This is a genomic window from Actinosynnema sp. (assembly GCF_052038725.1).
Map to the genome: position 1 here is coordinate 1 of NZ_JBQGCX010000341.1, position 2138 is coordinate 2138.

Consider the following 2138-nt stretch of genomic DNA (forward strand, 5'->3'; position numbering starts at 1 on the left):
GACCACCGCCAGCCCCACCGCCGAGGTGACCTCGCTCGCGGTGTCGGTGAGGGCCGCGCCGATCGTGGTGCGGTTCTCGGGCAGGCCGCGCAGCACGTTCATGGCCGCGACCACGCCGACCACGCGCAGCCCCAGCGCGACCAGCACGAGCGCGAGGGCCACCCACGGGTACCCGAGGCGCCCGAGCAGGGCGTACTCGGCCAGACCGGCCGCGACCGCCGCCGCGCCCAGCCACGCGGCGCGGTCGAACCCGAGCCTGCGCAGCAGCGGTTGCACGAACGCGCCCCCGGCGAGCAGGACCACGACCTGCGGCAGGGTGCCCAGCGCGGCCTGCGCGGGCGACCAGCCCCAGTCGAGCTGGAGCTGGAGGGCCACCAGGTAGCCGAGGCCCGCGGTGGCCATGCCCGCCGCCGCCTTGTAGGCGAGGCCGCTGGCCACCAGCGGTCGGGCCAGCAGGGCCGGGTCCAGCAGCGGGTGGGCGGCGGTGCGCTGGCGGTGGGCGAAGCCGAGCGCGGCGGCGACGGCGGTGAGCCCGGTCGCCCACGGGGTCCAGCCGCCCGCGTCCACGGCCAGGGTCGGCGTCACCAGGGCGAGCACGACGGTCGCCGTGCCCAGCAGCGCGCCGAGGACGTCCACGGGGGCGCGGTGCAGCTCGGCCGGGTCGTCGGGGGCGATGCCCGCCCGGACGCCGACCAGCGCGAGCACCGCGATCGGGGCGTTGACCAGCAGCAGGACCTGCCAGGGCGCGACCGCGATGACGAGGCCGCCCAGGGTCGGGCCGATCGCCAGGCCGACCAGGCCGACGGTGGAGATGAGCGTGGTGGCGCGCACGCGCAGCGCGTCGTCGCGGAACAGCCGGAAGGCCAGCGCCATGGAGCCGGGGGTGGTCATGGCGGCGGCCACGCCGAGGGCCGCGCGGACTGCGATGAGCTGCCAGGCGGTGGTGACCAGGGCGGTGGCGAGGCTGGTGGTGGCGAGCAGGGCCAGGCCGGTGAGCATGAGCCTGCGGCGGCCGAAGCGGTCGGCGAGCGCGCCGAAGGCGAGCATCAGGCCGCCGAAGACGACCGCGTAGGCGGCGGTGACCCACTGCAGCTCGGTGGTGGTGGCGGCCAGCTCGCGGCCGATGGTGGGCAGGGCGACGGTGAGGACGGAGTTGTCGAGCATGTCGAACTGGAACCCGGCCGACTGGCCGACGAGCGCCACCCACGCCTGGCGCAGCGAGGCCGGCGGGAGCGGGGTGGCGGTGGACGGGGTGGTTCGCAGGTCAACAGGCACGAACACTGTTCTACTCTCGAACAGTGTTCAGAACAAGGCGAACACCGTTCGAAGTTACCTGGAACACTGTTCGCCCCCGGCGACTAGACTCGTCCCGTGCCCACACCGCAGCAGCGCCGCGCCGCCCGCAACCAGCTCCCCGGCGGCGAGGCCGCCACCGGGCGCGGGGCGGCGCGCAAGGCCCCGATCACCGTGGACGCGATCGTCGACACCGCCTTCGGCATCGTCGAGCGCGAGGGCTACGAGGCGCTGACCATGCGCCGGGTGGCCGCCGCGCTGGGCACGGGCGCGTCGTCGCTGTACGCGCACGTGGTCAACAAGGAGGACCTGGACGAGCTGCTGATCGGCCGCCTGTGCGCGCGGGTCGCGCTGCCCGAGCCGGACCCGGCGGCGTGGCGGGCGCAGCTGACCGCCGTCTGCGCCGCGCTGCGGGACGAGTACCTGCGCTACCCCGGCGTCTCCCGCGCCGCGCTGGCCGCCGCGCCGTCCAACCTGGACACGCTGCGGGTGAGCGAGGGGATGCTCGCGATCGCGCTCGCGGGCGGGGTCCCGCCGCAGGCCGCCGCGTGGGCGGTCGACGCGCTGACCCTGTACGTCAACGCCTACAGCCTGGAGCGTTCGCTGGCCGCGCGCCGGACCGCGGGCGGCGAGGAGTGGGTGATCAGCCGGGAGGAGATGGCCCGGCGGTTCGCGGAGCTGCCGGACGCGTTCGCGGTGTCCAAGCGGCACGCCGCCGAGCTGTCCGCCGGGACCGGGCACGACCGGTTCGACTTCACCGTCGCGCTGGTGCTCGACGGGCTGGAGCGCGCCGGGCGCGAATGACCCGGACGCGACTGGCCCAGGCGCGACTGACCCGGACACGA

General features: G+C 75.8%; 2 protein-coding genes. One reads left to right on the top strand and one right to left on the bottom strand.

What is annotated here, in order from left to right; genetic code table 11:
• Positions 1 to 1281: MFS transporter (locus ACTUAL_RS06770; RefSeq protein WP_440899648.1), on the bottom strand; the 1281-nt coding region annotated here is incomplete at its 3' end.
• Positions 1282 to 1371: 90 nt separating this feature from the next.
• On the opposite strand from ACTUAL_RS06770, the gene ACTUAL_RS06775 reads away from it, so the two are divergent.
• Positions 1372 to 2097: a TetR/AcrR family transcriptional regulator gene (locus ACTUAL_RS06775; protein WP_440899649.1), complete on the top strand. Its 726-nt coding sequence runs from the start codon at positions 1372 to 1374 to the stop codon at positions 2095 to 2097.
• Positions 2098 to 2138 lie beyond the last annotated feature (41 nt).